11 protein-coding genes are annotated in these 15,659 nt (G+C 69.1%); 6 read left to right on the top strand and 5 right to left on the bottom strand.

What is annotated here, in order from left to right:
* Positions 1–46: 46 nt before the first annotated feature.
* From EV278_RS13850 to EV278_RS13860, 3 genes are all read left to right on the top strand, one after another.
* Positions 47–1,474, top strand: coding sequence for an FAD-binding oxidoreductase (locus tag EV278_RS13850; protein ID WP_132092318.1), 1,428 nt, complete (start codon positions 47–49; stop codon positions 1,472–1,474).
* Positions 1,475–1,650: 176 nt separating this feature from the next.
* A complete protein-coding gene (locus tag EV278_RS13855) occupies positions 1,651–3,174 on the top strand; it encodes an aldehyde dehydrogenase family protein (protein WP_132092321.1) in 1,524 nt (507 codons plus the stop codon).
* A 50-nt stretch (positions 3,175–3,224) separates the two neighbouring features.
* A complete protein-coding gene (locus EV278_RS13860) occupies positions 3,225–4,244 on the top strand; it encodes a DUF1338 family protein (RefSeq protein ID WP_132092323.1) in 1,020 nt (339 codons plus the stop codon).
* A gap of 68 nt (positions 4,245–4,312) precedes the next feature.
* On the opposite strand, the gene EV278_RS13865 is transcribed toward EV278_RS13860, so the two are convergent.
* The 3 genes from EV278_RS13865 to EV278_RS13875 all read right to left on the bottom strand — a co-directional run bounded on the left by EV278_RS13865 (position 4,313) and on the right by EV278_RS13875 (position 7,347).
* Positions 4,313–5,563: a hypothetical protein gene (locus EV278_RS13865; RefSeq protein ID WP_132092326.1), complete on the bottom strand. Its 1,251-nt coding sequence runs from the start codon at positions 5,561–5,563 to the stop codon at positions 4,313–4,315.
* Between the two features lie 406 nt (positions 5,564–5,969).
* Positions 5,970–6,569, bottom strand: a complete 600-nt coding sequence (wrbA, locus tag EV278_RS13870; RefSeq protein WP_132092329.1) for an NAD(P)H:quinone oxidoreductase — start codon at positions 6,567–6,569, stop codon at positions 5,970–5,972.
* Between the two features lie 79 nt (positions 6,570–6,648).
* Complete coding sequence (locus tag EV278_RS13875; RefSeq protein WP_132092332.1) at positions 6,649–7,347, bottom strand: pirin family protein; 699 nt, start codon at positions 7,345–7,347, stop codon at positions 6,649–6,651.
* Positions 7,348–7,511: 164 nt separating this feature from the next.
* Here EV278_RS13875 and EV278_RS13880 point away from each other — a divergent pair, with 164 nt between their 5' ends.
* Complete coding sequence (locus EV278_RS13880) at positions 7,512–8,420, top strand: LysR family transcriptional regulator (RefSeq protein WP_132092335.1); 909 nt, start codon at positions 7,512–7,514, stop codon at positions 8,418–8,420.
* Between the two features lie 34 nt (positions 8,421–8,454).
* Here EV278_RS13880 and EV278_RS13885 read toward each other — a convergent pair whose 3' ends face one another.
* Positions 8,455–8,580: a hypothetical protein gene (locus EV278_RS13885; RefSeq protein ID WP_007667460.1), complete on the bottom strand. Its 126-nt coding sequence runs from the start codon at positions 8,578–8,580 to the stop codon at positions 8,455–8,457.
* Positions 8,581–8,717: 137 nt separating this feature from the next.
* Positions 8,718–10,142, bottom strand: coding sequence for a protein adenylyltransferase SelO (locus tag EV278_RS13890; protein WP_132092338.1), 1,425 nt, complete (start codon positions 10,140–10,142; stop codon positions 8,718–8,720).
* A gap of 266 nt (positions 10,143–10,408) precedes the next feature.
* On the opposite strand from EV278_RS13890, the gene EV278_RS13895 reads away from it, so the two are divergent.
* On the top strand, positions 10,409–12,937 hold the full coding sequence (locus EV278_RS13895; protein WP_132092340.1) for a TonB-dependent receptor: 2,529 nt from the start codon (positions 10,409–10,411) through the stop codon (positions 12,935–12,937).
* 183 nt (positions 12,938–13,120) lie between these two features.
* A complete protein-coding gene (locus EV278_RS13900; protein ID WP_132092345.1) occupies positions 13,121–15,577 on the top strand; it encodes a M20/M25/M40 family metallo-hydrolase in 2,457 nt (818 codons plus the stop codon).
* Positions 15,578–15,659: the final 82 nt, after the last annotated feature.

Here is a 15,659-nt window from a genome sequence, read left to right on the forward strand (position 1 = left end):
ATTCGACGGAACGGCGAAGATGATGTCCGCCCCTGGAGTTTGCCCCGTGCTGGACCAAGTTCACCAAGACGCGCTGGCCGCCCTGGTCGGGCCCGGCGGCCTGATCACGGATCCGGCCGACCGCGCGGCCTATGAAACCCCGGCCCGCTACGCCGGCGGGACGGCGGCGGCGGTCATGCGGCCAGCCACGACGACGCAGGTCTCGGCGGTGGTCGGCTATTGCGTGCGCCACGGCCTGAGGTTCACGCCGCAGGGCGCCAATACCGGCCTGGCCGAGGGCTCGACGCCGGACGCCAGCGGGACGCACCTGGTGCTGTCGCTGGACCGCCTGACCGGGCCGCTGGAGATCGACCCGGGCGATCGCACAGCGACGGTCGGCGGCGGCGTGCGGCTGTCGACCCTGAACGCGGCGCTGGAGCCGCACGGCCTGTTCCTGCCGATCGACCTGGGCGCCGATCCCACCCTGGGCGGCATGGCGGCCACCAATACCGGCGGGGCGAGGTTCCTGCGCTATGGCGACATGCGCCGTCACGTGCTGGGGCTGGAGGTGGTGTTGGCCGACGCGGCGGGCACGGTGCTGCAGCTCTCGCACGGCCTGCGCAAGGACAACGCCGCGGTCGCCCTGCGCCAGCTGTTCGTCGGCGGCTGCGGCGCTTTCGGGATCATCACCCAAGTCACCGTCGAGGTTCACCACCGCCCGCGCCAGACCGCCGCCGCCCTGCTGGTCCCGCGCGATCTCGACGCGGTGCCGCCGCTGCTACAGGCCTTCGAGGTCGAGGCGGGCTCGACCTTGACCGCCTTCGAGGGCATGTCGCGCGCGGCCATGACCCGGGCCATCGACCATGTTCCGTCGCTGAGCAACCCGTTCGCCGGCGGCGTTCCCGACTACGCCGTGCTGGTCGAGCTGACCCGGACCTGGGCCCCGCGCGAGGGCGAGGCCCCGCTGGACGAGATGTTGCAGCAGATCGCGGCCGACCTGCTGGAGCGCGACGACGGCCTGCTGATCGACGCCCTGTTCGGGCCAGTCGACAGGATGTGGGCCCTGCGCCATGCGCTGTCGGAAGGCCTGCGGGCCAGCGGCCCGGTCGTCGGCTTCGACCTCAGCTTCCGCCGCCGCGACCTGGCCCGCTTCCGCCGCGAGGCCGTGCTGATGCTGGAGGCCGACTTCCCCGACTACGCCCTGTGCGATTTCGGCCACGTGGCGGACGGCGGGGTGCACTTCAACCTGGTCGGGCCGGCCGACAAGGCCAATGACCCCGAGAGGCGCGCGGCCCTGCGCGAGGCGGTGCTGACCCTGGCCGTCGACGGCTTCGGCGCCAGCTTCAGCGGCGAGCACGGCCTGGGCCGAGCCTTCCAGGACGCCTATGACCGGTTCACGCCGCGTCTCGTCCAGGACTATTCGGCGGCGGTGGCGGCGGTGTTCGGGACGAGCTCGGCGAGCGTTCGTCTCGGCCCTCCGACCGAGATCAATTGAACAATGACCTTTACTTCGTCCGCTCATCCCGGCGAATGCCGGGACCCAGATGGAATGGCTCAGAGCCGGGTTCCTCGAACTCAGAGCTGATCCAGCCCGACACACCGCCATGGGATCTGGGTCCCGGCATTCGCCGGGATGAGCGGATCAGAGAATAGATTTCCAGGACTACCAGCATGCCCCCCCTGCCCTCCGCCATCCCCGAAGCCCGCGCCATCCTCGACCGCCTCGGCGTCGACTCCGCCGCCCTGGACGGCGGGACCCTGGCTGCGCGCTCGCCGGTCACCGGGGAGACGCTGGCTCATCTGCGCGAGCACACGCCCGCGGAAGCCATCGCCGCCATCGACGCCGCCCATGAGGCCTACCTCGCCTGGCGCAAGGTCCCCGCCCCACGCCGCGGCGAACTGGTGCGCCTGCTGGGCGAGGAACTGCGCGCCGCCAAGGCGGACCTCGCCGCCCTGGTGACCCTGGAGGCCGGCAAGGTGGTCTCCGAGGGCCTGGGCGAGGTGCAGGAGATGATCGACATCTGCGACTACGCCGTGGGCCTGTCGCGCCAGCTGTTCGGCCTGACCCTGGCCACCGAGCGCCCGTCGCACCGGATGATGGAGACCTGGCATCCGCTGGGCGTGGTGGGGGTGATCAGCGCCTTCAACTTCCCGGTCGCGGTCTGGTCGTGGAACGCGGCCTTGGCCCTGGTCTGCGGCGACAGCGTCGTCTGGAAGCCGTCGGAGAAGACCCCGCTGGTCGCCCTGGCGACCCAGGCCCTGTTCGCGCGCGCCGTCGCTCGCTTCGGTCCGGACGCCCCGGCCGGCCTGTCGACGCTGCTGATTGGCGATCGCGCGGTCGGCGAGGCCCTGGTCGACCATCCCAAGGTTCCGCTGGTTTCGGCCACCGGCTCGACGGCCATGGGCCGGACGGTGGCGCCGAAGCTGGCCGCCCGCTTCGCCCGCGCCCTGCTGGAGCTGGGCGGCAACAACGCCGCCATCGTCGCCCCGTCGGCCGACCTGGACCTGACCCTGCGCGGCGTGGCCTTCGCGGCCATGGGCACGGCGGGCCAGCGCTGCACCACCCTGCGGCGCCTGTTCGTCCATGACAGCGTCTACGAGGTCTTTGTCGGTCGGCTGAAGAGCGCCTATCCCACCGTGCCGGTGGGCGACCCGCGGGCGGCCGGGGTTCTGGTCGGCCCGCTGATCGACAGGGCCGCGTTCGAGGCCATGCAGTCGGCGCTCGACCAGGCCCGCGCGGCCGGCGGCCGGGTGATCGGCGGCGACCGCGTCGCCATCGACGGGCCTGACGCCTTCTACGTGACCCCCGCTCTGGTCGAGATCGACCATCAGGCCGAGATCGTGAAGTCCGAGACCTTCGCGCCGATCCTCTACGTGATGCGCTACAGCGATCTGGCCGACGCCATCGCCGCCCAGAACGACGTGGCCCAGGGGCTGTCGTCGTCGATCTTCACGCTGAACGTCCGCGAGGCCGAGCTGTTCGTGTCGGCGCAGGGCAGCGACTGCGGCATCGCCAACGTCAATATCGGCCCCTCAGGCGCCGAGATCGGCGGGGCGTTCGGCGGCGAGAAGGAGACCGGCGGCGGCCGCGAGGCGGGTTCCGACAGCTGGAAGACCTATATGCGCCGCGCCACCAACACCGTGAACTACGGGACCACCCTGCCCCTGGCGCAGGGGGTCACCTTCAACGTGTAAGCCTCGACGCCGCCTCCCAACATCGCTCCCGCCCATAACCGGACCACCCCATGAGCCATCTCGCCACTCTCGTCGCCTCGGCCGTCGGCCAGAAGGCCGCCGCCACGATCCTCGACGTGCTGGATATCGCCCCGCCCCTGGCAGCCGAGGCCGAGGGGCCGGTCTCGCGCGCGGTGTTCGCCATGGCGCTGAACGCGGTGCTGTTCCACGACATCATGGGCCGCGTGCCGCTGGGCGCGGCCTATGTGGCCGAACGCCGGGCGGCGGGCTGCAAGGTGCTGTTCGACCACGGCGCCCTGCGCACGATCGACTTCGGTGACAGTGCTCCGACCGGCGCCCTGCCCGCCGGCCACCTGGCGTTCGCGCGGATCCTCGAACCCTTGGGCTACCAGGTCGCCGACCTCTATCCGCTGGACCGCCTGAAGATGACCGGCCGGGCCTACGCCCACCTGGACCGTCCCGAGGCGATCCCGCAGTTCTTCGTCAGCGAACTGCACGTCGAGCGGTTCTCGCCGGCCTTCCAGGTGATCGCCCACGCGGTGTTCGACTCCACCGCCGACGCCCTGGGCGTCGAGGCCCAGCGGGCCCTGGCCGCGTTCGCCACCGAGGGGGCCTGCGACCTGGACGCGGCCCGCGCCGCCCTGCCCCAGGTCGTGGCCGCCTTCGAGCGCACCCACGGGGCCTTGCGGCTGGAGCACTACCAGGCCCTGCTGGCCGAGTCCGCCGAGGCCGCCTGGATCGCCACCGAGGGCCAGGCCTTCAACCACGCCACCGACCGGGTGGCCGACGTCGAGGCCGTGGCGGAAGGCCAGAAAGGCCTGGGCCGGCCGGTCAAGGACAAGGTCGAGGTCTCGGGTTCGGGCCGCGTGCGCCAGACGGCGTTCAAGGCCCAGCCGGTCGAGCGGGTGTTCGTCACCGACGCCGGCGAGGTGACCCTGACCGTCCCCGGCTCGTTCCACGAGTTCATCTCGCGCGACCGTTTCATGGACGAGGCCGGCGTGGAACGGCTGGACCTGCGGTTCGACAGCGGCAACGCCCAGGGCATCTTCAAGATGACGCGGACGGGCTGAGGCCGCCGCGTCCAAGGCGCAGCGGGCGCGGACATGCCGCGCCCGCCCGGCTTCGCCTCGTGGTCCCGTTAGTCTTCGGGGCCGACGAAGGTGTAGTCGCCCATCGGCACGCGGACCGGCTGGCCCGAGACCAGGGCGTCGAAGTCGCCCACCAGCCTGGCGGCGTGCGGGTGGTAGGGATGGCCGACCGGCAGCACCCAGTACTTGTAGAAGGTCACGGAGGAGCCCGGCGGCAGCTTGCCGAACCGCACCGCCAGCTCGCCGACGTGATGCGGCGGGGCCTCGATCTCGGCGCTGACCACCTGGTAGTCGGCGGTGATCGCCGCTTCGGTCGACCGCAGCAGGCCGTCGATGGCCAGCGACACCCGGGCGCCCTTGTCCACCTGGTGGCAGTGGGCCTCGAACGCGAAGCGCTCGGCGCTGTCGTCCTGGTTATAGAACTTCAGGAACGCCTCGCCAGTGCTGGAGACGTCGAGATTGTGCCAGCCGGCCGCGCCGTTGCACTGCAGCCAAGTCGCGGAATCCCAGTTGCCCTGGCCGGCGTTGGGCTTGTTGGTGAAGTATTCCGACGCCGCCGCCGTGATCATGCAGTAGTGGCCCGTGCCGGGGAAATTGACCCCGAACGCCAGCTTGCTAGCCGACCGGGTTCCCGGGACCAGGGTCTGGCCGCCGTTGATGTCGACCAGCGGCGAGCTTTCCAGCTGATCGTCATAGGTGAAGACCTGGATCCAGCTGCTGGGCGGCGGCACGAAGCCGGCGTCGGTATAGTACATCCGCACGGTCGGCTGGGTGATCGGCACGCCGATGTTCAGGCTCTGGGACCGGCCGTAGGCGTAGTTCTTGAGGCCAGGCTTCGGCCCCCAGGTGTCCTGGTTCCAGTTGGTGATGATCAGCCGGGGGATCATCGGCGACGCGCCGTTGACCAGCACGTCGGGGCTGGCGGTCAGCGTGCCCTGCTTGGGGATCTCGCCGCTGTTGGCCATGTTGCCCCGCACGAACAGGCCGTACCAGCGCGAGAAGGCGAACTGCGCCGCCCGGGTCGCGTCCGACAGGTTGACCCCGATCGCGGCGCTCAGGTCGTTGGCCAGTTGGGTGACCGACATCCGCTGGCCGTCGCTGGGCAGGGCGGCCCAGTAGGTGTCGGCGTAAAGAGCGCCGATGATCGCGGCCAGCGATCCCAGGTCGAACGGCGGCTTCCAGTCCAGGTACAGGTTCTGGATCGCGGTGGTCGCGTCGTCGCCGGCGGTGAAATATTTCAGGCCCTTGTCCCAGTAGACCTGGGAAATGCCCACGGCGGCAGCATCAGCATCATAGGCCATCGCTTACTCTCCCTTGATGAGTTGGTTGACGGACGCGTCCGCGCGGCTCGGCCCGGCGCATCCTTTGGATGTGAGAGGGGATTTAAGCTACTTATGATTGTGTAACAGGCGCCAGCCCATCTGGACGTGCAGAAATGCACCTTCTGGTAACAGTTTTTAATATTTTTCCTCTTAGGTTGTTTTTCTCAGGAAGAAGTCCGCGCCCGCCCTGAAAACAAAGCCGGCCGGCTCCGCAGGGAGCCGGCCGGTCGTTGGCGACGCGGTTCTTAGAGAGGACGAACGGCCGCGAGGGCTCGGGTCGAGTATCTAGAGCATCGCGGAAAAGTGGATGCCGGTTTTCCGCAAAAGCGATGCGAAAACAAAAATCTAGAGCAAGTCGTGCGGTTCCTATATCGCGCGATTTGCTCTAGCCGAACAGCTTGGCCGCCGTCCTGGCGACCAGTTCGCCCTGGTGGCGGGCCCCGGCCAGCTCCAGTTCGCTGGGCTGGCGCGAGCCGTCGCCGCCGGCGATGGTGGTGGCGCCGTAGGGCGCGCCGCCGGTGATCTCCTCCAGGGTCATCTGGCCCTGATGGCTATAGGGCAGGCCGACGATGGTCATGCCGAAGTGCAGCAGGTTGGTGATGATCGAGAACAGCGTGGTCTCGTTGCCGCCGTGCTGGGTGGCCGACGAGGTGAAGGCCGCGCCCACCTTGCCGTTCAGCGCGCCGCGGGCCCACAGGCCGCCGGCCTGATCGAGGAAGTTGGCCATCTGCGAGGCCATGCGCCCAAAGCGGGTGCCGACCCCGACGATAATGGCGTCGTAGTTCTCCAGCTCGGCGATCGTGGCGACCGGCGCGGCCTGGTCCAGCTTGTAGTGCGACTTCACCGCGATCTCCTGCGGGACCAGTTCCGGCACGCGCTTGACGTCGACGGTCGCGCCGGCGGCGCGGGCGCCGTCGGCCACGGCGTTGGCCATCGCCTCGATGTGGCCGTAGGCGGAATAGTAGAGGACGAGAACCTTGGCCATGAGAAGCTCCTTGATAATCCAGGTTTGAGATGCAGCCGGGGACAGGCGCATGCGCCTGTCCCCGCTCGGGAAAGAAGGACTAGGCGGCGTCGACGAGCACCAGTTCGGCGTCTTCCAACGCTTTCACGCGGATCACGGCCTCGTCTTGGATGGCCGCGCCGTCGCGCGTGTTCAAAGCCACGCCGTTGACCTCGACCTTGCCGGTCGACGGCACCAGATAGCCCTTGCGGTCGGCGCCGATCGCGTACTCGGTCGTCTCGCCCGCCTTCAGCGTCGCGCCCAGCACGCGGGCGTCGGTGCGGATCGGCAGGGCGTCGGCGTCACCTTCGAAGCCGCTGGCCAGGGCCACGAAGCGGCCGCTGCGGTCGCCCTTGGGAAAGGGCTTGGCGCCCCAGGCCGGACCTTCGCCGCGCTTGTTGGGAATGATCCAGATCTGGAAGATCTTGGTCGCGGTGCTTTCCAGATTGTACTCGGAGTGGCGGATGCCGGTGCCGGCGCTCATCACCTGAACGTCGCCCGCCTCGGTGCGGCCCTTGTTGCCCAGGCTGTCCTGGTGGGTGATCGCACCTTCGCGGACATAGGTGATGATCTCCATGTCGGCGTGGGGGTGGGACGGAAAGCCCGTGCCGGCCGCGATGGTGTCGTCGTTCCACACCCGCAGGGCGCCGTGGTGGACGCGCGAAGGGTCGTGGTAGTCGGCGAACGAGAAGTGATGCTTGGCGTCCAGCCAACCGTGGTTGGCGCCGCCCAGGCTGTCGAAGGTTCGAACGTCGATCATCGTCTTGTCTCCTGGAGACGAAGCCGGATGGCCGTCTCTGTTGAGGAGAAGATGGCCTCTTGCGCGCTGCTCCGAAATGGAAATGATCGAAACTTACCGTTTCCATTTTTATTCACCCCTCCCCTCGTCGATGAACGCCGAACGAGCGAAGAAAGCGCCGCGCCATGAAACTTCCCGACTTCGAGGCCTGGGCCGTGTTCGCCAAGGTGGCCGAGACCGGCTCTTTCGTCGGGGCCGCGCAGCAGCTGAACCTGTCCAAGGCCACGGTCTCCAAGGCCGTCGGCCGGCTGGAGACGCGACTGGGAGCGACGCTGTTCCATCGCACCTCCCGGCGGCTGTCCCTGACCGAGGCCGGCCGCGCCTCGCTGGACCGCGCGGCGCGGATCCTGGCCGAGGGCGAGGCGCTCGAGGCCGAGGCTTCGGCCCAGTCGGCCACCCCGCGCGGCTTGGTGCGGGTGGCCGCGCCGATGTCGTTCGGCGTCGCCCATCTGGGACCGGCCCTGCCGGAATTCTTCGCCCTCTATCCGGAGGTCTCGGTCGAGCTGTCGCTGTCGGACCAGCTGGTCGACATCGTCGAGGAGGGCTTCGACCTGGCCCTGCGAATCTCGGCCCTGGAGGATTCCAGCCTGCTGGCCCGACGGCTGTGTCCGGTGCGGGTGATGCTGGTCGGCGCGCCGGCCTATTTCGACAAACACGGCCGGCCCGGCCATCCCAAGGACCTGACGGCCCACCACGGCCTGTTCTACACCGGCGGCCGCTCACGAGACGTCTGGCGGTTCGAGCACGCCGAGCACGGACAATATGCGGTCAGCGTGCCCTCGCCCCTGCGGGTCAACAACGCCGACATCCTGCGTCCCTCTCTGCTGGCCGGCCTGGGCCTGGCCATGCAGCCGGACTTCCTGAGTTGGGAAGACATCAAGAGTGGTTTGCTGGAGGAGGTTCTGCCCGACTGGGCCCCGCCGCCGATCGCCCTGCACCTGGTCACCCCGCCCAGCCCGATCCGGCCGGCAAGGGTGGAGGTGCTGATCGCGTTCCTGGCCAAGCGGATGGCGACCGCGCCTTGGCTGGGGTGAGCTAAATAGATGCTCCCCAAAAGGGGAGGATCGATCAAGCCATCTCGTGCTTGTCGCTCAGGCACTCGCCAATGGCGCGGGCGCAGCCCGGCAGGCCCAGGGCGCCGATGAACGACATGGCGACCGCACAGACCAGCATCACGGGTTGGAAGAAACGCATGCGAAATTCTCCACAGGCCAGTTCGTTCGCGAGGCGAGTTTCAGCCCAGATAAGGCCGAAGCTTGACGTTTGTTCCTACGAACCGAGGATCCGCGTCGGAAAAGCTCAGCATGCGGCAGATATGTCTCACCCGTATGTCAGTCTCCCAAAGCGTAGGCGACACGAACGGCCTCTATTCGGGCCAGTTTTTCCTCAAGCGGCGACCAGTCGTCGACCTCGGCGATCGGCGCCCACAGAGCCTCGACCTCGTCGATCAGCAGTTCTTCGGGCTCCACCCCCTTGAAAACAGGGCTTTCCAGGCGTTCGGGGCGCTCGGGCTCGAACGCCGACAGCCGGCGGCGGAAGTCGAGGAAAGCTTCCTGGCCGTAGAGGTCCGCGCGCGGACCGGCCAGGGCGCGGACTTGCGACGCCTCGCCGCCGAACCAGTCGAAGAAGAACGGCTCCCAGCGCAATGATTCGCCGCCGGCCGCCAGCGCCGTGAACGCGGCCTGGACCAGATCGATGTCGTCCTCGGCCGAGCGGCTCTTCAGGCCCAGGCGGTCCAGCATCGCGGCGCGCAGGGCGTCGCGATAGAGGTCGGAGAAGCTGTTGAGCGTCGCGATCAGGCCGGCGTCGTCGGTGACCAGAGCCAGGCAGCCGGCCAGCTGCTGCAGGTTCCAGAACACCGCCTCGGGCTGGCGGCCGAAGCTGTAGAGGCCCGAATGGTCGAAATAGGCGGCGGTAAAGTTGGGGTCATTCCTCGGCAGGAACCGCCAGGGGCCGTAGTCGAAACTCTCGCCCGTCACGACCATGTTGTCGGTGTTGAGCACCCCGTGCACGAAGCCGGCCGCCATCCAGCGGGCCAGCAGACGGGCGCTGGCGGCGACCGCCTGCTCAAGCAGCACCTTCGGCCGGTCCGGCTGGTCGGCGACGTCCGGAAAGTAGGTCTCGACCGCATGGTCGACCAGCACGGTGATGTTGTCCCGCCGCTCGAGGAAGGCCTGGCGCTGGAAGGTCCCGAACCGGATGTGGCTGTGCGACAGGCGGGTCAGCACGGCCGAACGGGTGGGACTGGGCTCATCGCCGCGTACCAGGGCCTCGCCGGTCTCGACCAGGGAGAAGGCGCGGGAGGTCGGAACGCCCAGGGCCTCCAGCATCGCGGCCGCCAGGATCTCGCGCACCCCGCCCTTCAGGGTCAGCCGCCCGTCGCCGGCCCGCGACCACGGCGTCTGGCCCGAGCCCTTGGTGGCCAGGTCCAGCAGCCGGCCGCTGCCGGCCTCCCGGAGCTGGGCGAACAGAAAGCCGCGCCCGTCGCCCAGGTCGGGATTGTAGCTGCGGAACTGATGGCCGTGATAGCGCATGGCCAGCGGCCCCGGCTGGTTGTCCGGCAGCGGCGCGAAACGGGCGAAATGCGCCAGCCACTCGGCCTCGGTCAGGCCCTCCAGCCCCACGCTCGCCGCGGCGCGGTCGTTGCGAAACCGCAGGCGGGTCTGCGGGAACGGCGCGGGCGTCACGGGATCGGCGAACTCGCCCCCCAAGCGCGTGAAGACCGGGTCGGGGCGATAGGCGGCGGAGACGGGCATGGCGGGGACATGAGCCGCCCGGCCGCCGGACGCAAGCGCGCCGACCTCATTTGCAGGCCGGCGGAAGGTTGGGGATGGTCGCCGAACGCTGTCGCTTCCACGCAACAGCCGTTCTCGAACCGTTAATCCATAAGGTTTCTCCTTGCCGAGACACCAGCGGAACCGTAACCCTTGCGTGTCAATTCGAACAATCGTTCGGGTCAAGACCAAATCAAAAGGCGGGGGCGGCGCAAGCGCTCAAGCCATAAAACGAACCGAGGTAGGAAATGCGCTTTACACAGGTGCTTTGCGGCACGGCGTCCGCCGTCGTGCTCGCCGGTCTGACCCCGCTGGCGGCTCAGGCCCAAACCGCCGCCCAGGATACCGAAATCCCCACCGTCGACAGCATCGTCGTCACCGCCCAGAAGCGCGAGCAGAACCTGCAGGACGTGCCCGTGGTGGTCACCGCGGTCAGCGCCAAGCTGCTGCAGGACACCGGCGTCAAGAACATCAAGGACCTGACGATCCTGACCCCCGGCCTGACCGTCACCTCGACCTCGTCGGAAGCCTCGACCACCGCCCGCATCCGCGGCGTCGGCACGGTCGGCGACAATCCCGGCCTGGAAAGCTCGGTCGGCGTGGTGATCGACGGCGTCTATCGCCCGCGCAACGGCGTCGGCTTCGGCGACCTGGGCCAGATGGAGCGCATCGAGGTCCTGAAGGGCCCGCAAGGCACGCTGTTCGGCAAGAGCACCTCGGCCGGCGTCATCAACATCGTCACCAAGGAGCCGGAATTCGGCTTCGGCGCCGAGGCCGAGGCGACGATCGGCAACTTCAACGCCCACGGCCTGGCCGCCTCGGTGACCGGGCCGCTGTTCGGCAGCGAGACCCTGGCCGCCCGCCTGTACGTGGCCGCGCGCGAGCGCGACGGCTATAACGACGTGGTCACCGGCAAGGGCCCCAGCGACCGGGACGAGGACGCCGACCAGGGCTTCTACACCGTCCGCGGCCAGCTGCTGTTCGTGCCGGACGACAAGTCGACCTTCCGGCTGATCGCCGACTACACCAAGCGCGACGAGAACTGCTGCGGCGCCGTGCAGATCCGCACCGGCCCGACCGCTGGCATCCTGGCCCTGGTGAATGGCGGTCCAGCTCTGGCCGCCACCGCCGATCCCTACGCCCGCGTCGCCTATTCGAACCGCGGCGCGCCGTCGTCGATCGAGGACAAGGGCGTGTCGCTGCAAGGCGTGATCGACACCGACTTCGGCGAGATCACCTCGATCTCGGCCATCCGCAACTGGCGCACCGACAACGGCCAGGACTCCGATTTCAGCACCGCCGACATCGCCTATCGCAACAAGGACGGCACCAACTACAGCGAGTTCACCACATTCAGCCAGGAAATCCGTCTGGCGGGCCAGACGGACAAGTTCGACTGGCTGGTCGGCGCGTTCCTGGCCGACGAGCACCTGGATAACAAGGCCAACTTCCTCTACGGCAACAACTACGAACAGTATCTGGGTCGCCTGCTGTCGCTTTCGGCGTCCCCCGCCACCGGCGGCATCCCCAACTTCATCGCCCTGCTGCTGAACCGCGCACCCAACACCAGCTTCGTCGGCGGCCAAGGCCTGCGCGACCAGTACAAGCAGCGCGCCACCACCGTCGCCGGCTTCACCAACAACACCTGGCACGTGACTGACGCCTTCGACATCACGGCCGGCCTGCGCTACTCGATCGACAAGAAGGACCTGGACACCTACCAGACCAACAGCGACGGCGGCGTCGCCTGCGCCACCGCCATGTCGCCGGCCGGCCAGGCCCGCATCGCCGGCATCGTCGGGGCGGCCAACGCCGGCACGGTGATCGGCAACCTCTGCCTGCCCTGGGCCAATCCGCTGTTCAACGGCCGCGGCACCAATCAGAAGCGTTCGGACAAGGAATGGAGCGGCACCATCAAGGCCTCGTACCGCTTCTCGCCGCAGGTCTTCAGCTACGCTTCCTACGCCCGCGGCTACAAGGGCGGCGGCTTCAACCTGGACCGCACCCAGTCGTCCAACGGTCTGCCCAGCGGCAGCCTGGGCGTCGTGCCGATCAAGGACACTTCGTTCCCGGCCGAATTCGTCGACAGCTATGAAGTCGGCCTGAAGAACACCCTGTTCGACCGCACGGTGCTGTTCAACGTCACGGGCTTCTATCAAAAGTTCAGCGACTTCCAGCTGAACACGTTCCTGGGCACCTCGTTCGCGGTGCGCTCGATCGAGGAAGTGACCTCCAAGGGCGTCGACGTCGACTTCCTGTGGTTCACCCCGGTGCACGGCCTGTCGATCCAGAGCGGCTACAGCTACTCCAAGACCGAGTACGGCGACCAGCCGGTGGCCAACGACCCGACCAACGCCCTGTCGCAGCTGCCGGGCAACCGGATGTCGCTGGCGCCGGAGCACTCCGCCTCGTTCTCGGCGACCTACGAACGCCCGATCGGCGCCAGCCTCAAGGCTCGCGCCAACATCGGCGCCAAGTACACCTCCAACTACAACACGGGTTCGGACCTGTTCCCGCCGAAGATCCAGAGCGGCTTCACCGTGGTGAACGGCCGGATCGGCATCGGCTCGCAGGACGACAAGTGGACCGTGGAGCTGTGGGGCCAGAACCTGCTGAACGAGAAGTACCTGCAGGTGGCGTTCAACGGCACCCTGCAAGGCTCGTCGGGCCTGAGCGCCACGAACAAGATCTACAACCCGGCGCTGGACACCATCACCTACGACGCGTTCCTGGGCGCGCCGCGCACCTACGGCCTGACCTTGCGGGCCAAGTATTAGATCCGGGGATCCGCCCCCTCGGCGAAAGTCGGAAGGGCGGAGACAAGGACAGAAGGCGGAAGGGCGATCCGGGCGACCGGGTCGCCCTTTTCGTTGGGCTCTTTTTCGCCCTTAACCAAGCTTTCCTCGAACCCCGAAGCGCCCCACCCTGCGGTGGGGGATTCGCTGCGGGAGGCCCATCGCATGAAGACCATCCGGCTGCTCGGCGTCTGGGTCTGTCTGCTGCTGGGCCTGGCGATCGCCAACCTGGCCCTGCGAACGCCCCCGCCCCTGCCGGCCAACGCCCCCGCCGATCAGTTCTCGGCCGGCCGCGCCATGGCCGACGTCCGCGCCATCGGCCGCAAGCCGCATCCGATCGGCTCCGCCGAGATCGTCCGGGTGCGCGACCATCTGCTCTCGCGGATCAACGGCCTGGGGCTGAAGGTGCTGGTGCGGCCGGGCGAGGGGGTGCGCGAGGCGGCCAGGTGGTCTCCCCGTTCGGTGGCCGTCGGCGCCGTCCAGAACATCGTCGCCACCCTGCCGGGGACGAACGGCGACGCCCCGGCGGTGCTGGTGATGAGCCACTACGACACCGTCCACAACTCGCCCGGCGCCGCCGACGACTCGGCCGGGGTCGCCGCCGCCCTGGAAATCGCACGCGCCCTGAAGGCCGGCCCCGCCCCGGCTCGCGATGTGATCTTCCTGTTCACCGACGGCGAGGAGCCGGGCCTGCTGGGCGCCGAGGCCTTCTTCGCCCGCGACCCGCTGCGCGAGCATGTGGGCGTGGTGGTCAACCTGGAGGCCCGGGGCGACGCCGGGCGGGCGGCCATGTTCCAGACCGGTCCCGACAGCGGCGACCTGGTCCGCCTCTACGCCGGCGCGGCCCGTCAGCCGACCGCCAATTCGCTGGCCGCCGCCATCTATGCGCGGATGCCCAACGACACCGACCTCACCCACGCCCTGCGCAAGGGCCTGCCGGGGCTGAACTTCGCCTTCATTGACGACCAGCTGGCCTATCACACGCCGCTGGCCACGCCCGAGCATCTGGACCAGGGCAGCCTGCAGAACCTGGGCGACCAGGCCCTGCCCGCCGTTCGAGCCCTGGCCATGGGCGCGACCCTGCCCTCGAAGTCGCCGGACCTGATCTATTCCGATGTCCTGGCCCGGGTCCTGGTGGCCTATCCGGTGAATGTCGGCTGGGCGATCCTGGCGGTGGCGGGCGTGCTGATCCTGTTCACCGGCTTTCGCGCCCTGCGCGGTAAGGCCGTGACCTTCGTCGAAATCCTGCGCGGGATCGCCGGTTTCCTGCTGCTGGGATCCGCTGCGGTGCTGGCCCTGCACCTGGCGGGCCGGCTGATCGGGATCGGCGACCAGCAGCGCTATTACGCGATGCTGGGCCAGTTCAACCTGCTGCTGCCCGGCGCGGGGATCCTGCTGATCGGGGTGTGCCTGACCGTCCTGACCCTGCAGGCGCGGGGCGCCGGCGGGGTCTGGGGTCGCATCTGGATCAGCCTGGCCGGCCTGGCGGCCGGCGGCGCGTGCAGCCTGATCGGCGGCTTCGACCAGATCGGCCTGGGCCTCGGCGTCGCGGTCGTCGTCCTGGCCTGGCTGAGCCTGGGCAAGGGCGTGGGGGTGTTCGGCGCCTGGCTGGGCGCGCTGCTGGTCGTGCTGGGCCTGGCGGTCGCGGTGCAGGCCCTGCTGCCGGGCGGCTCGGTGATGCTGGCCTGGCCGCTGCTGGCCGCCAGCCTGGCGGCCGCCCTGGTCATGGCCGTCGGCGGGACCCGCGACCGCCGTGTCGCCTGGGTCCTGACCCTGGTGGTCGCTCTGATCGCCATCGCCGTCGTCGCCCAGCTGGGCGCGTGGGGGGCCTGGACCTTCGCGGGCGTGGGCCTGACCGAGCCTGCGGTGCTAGCGGCGTTCGCGATCCTCGCCGCCCCGGCCCTGCTGCCCCTGGCCTTCGACTTCGCCGCCTATCGCTGGGCCCCGGCCTTCGCCGGCGTCGCCGTGGCGGCGGGCGCGGGCTTGCTGGTCTATGCCGGCCTGGACGACGGCGGGCCGACCCGGCCGCAAATCGTCGAGGCCAGCCACCTGGCCGACCTCTCGACGGGCACGGCCTGGCGGGTGTCGCCGCAACCGCGTCTGGATCCCTGGTCGCGGGTGGTGCTGTCGGACAACGACGCCCGGCCGGTGCGCCAGGCCTATCCGCCGCTGTACCGCGAGCCTGTGTGGATGGCCCCGACCCCCGTGCTGCCGGTCGAGCGGCCGGTGCTGTCGATCGACCGGGCCGGCGACCGCCTGCTGGTGCGCGCCGTGCCCACGGCCGGGGCCGAGGTCCTGACCCTGCGCCTGCGGCCCAGCATCGCCCTGCACGAGCCGCGCCTGAACGGCCGGCCGATCGCCCTGCCCACCCAGGCCGGCGAATGGTCCAGCCTCAGCTACCACGCGCCCGATCCCAACGGCGTCACCCTCAGCTTCACCGCCCGTCCGGCCGGCAAGGTCGAGGTGGCCGTGGTCGAGATCCGCGACGGCTGGCCGCGCGGCGTCTCGGCCATTCCCGCCAAGCCGGCGGGGCTGATGGCCATGGGCTATTCGGACAAGACCATCGTGCTGGATCGCGGCGCGCTGGCCTGGCCGGCCTATGTGGAAGGGGCGACAGAGTAGCGACCGGGGACATGCACTCGTGCGTGTCCCCAAACCTAATGTGGCGCTCCGTGGATGGGGACACGCACAAGTGCGCGTCCCC

It is taken from the genome of Caulobacter sp. BK020, from assembly GCF_004342605.1.
In the GTDB taxonomy this organism is placed as follows: Bacteria; Pseudomonadota; Alphaproteobacteria; order Caulobacterales; family Caulobacteraceae; genus Caulobacter.